Source organism: Shewanella electrica (assembly GCF_022321485.1).
GTDB lineage: Bacteria > Pseudomonadota > Gammaproteobacteria > Enterobacterales > Shewanellaceae > Shewanella > Shewanella electrica.
On sequence record NZ_JAKOGG010000074.1, the window covers coordinates 1 to 383 of the forward strand.

Consider the following 383-nt stretch of genomic DNA (forward strand, 5'->3'; position numbering starts at 1 on the left):
ATGATCTCTTACTGAAAAGCTCAACTCCGCAATGTGTATCATCAAATGCATTTGGAGGGCCAGCAGAAAGTAATGCTGCAAACTATGGTGTGGATGGAAATGCAGTGGAGAGTGATCATGGGAGCAATAATGGACAGGATGGAAGCAACACCTTGACAATCAGAATGATAAATATGGAAATGGCAATGTGGCTGCTGGGAGCATTGGAATTGGTGGCATTGATAGGAAAAGCTTTGGGAATGGGGCAGATGAAGGACGGCTTGCATTGAGAGAGGCTGCCTTGACCAAATTTCGTCTAAAGAGAAAAGAAAGATGCTTTGAGAAGAAGGTTCGATATCACAGCAGGAAAAAACTAGCAGAACAGCGGCCACGTATTAGGGGAC

At 44.6% G+C, this 383-nt stretch carries 1 protein-coding gene; it reads left to right on the forward strand.

Annotated elements, in window-relative coordinates; translation table 11 throughout:
• Positions 1 to 269 (forward strand): hypothetical protein (locus tag L9G74_RS23880; RefSeq protein WP_238898525.1); only part of this gene is annotated, 269 nt, incomplete at its 5' end.
• Positions 270 to 383: the final 114 nt, after the last annotated feature.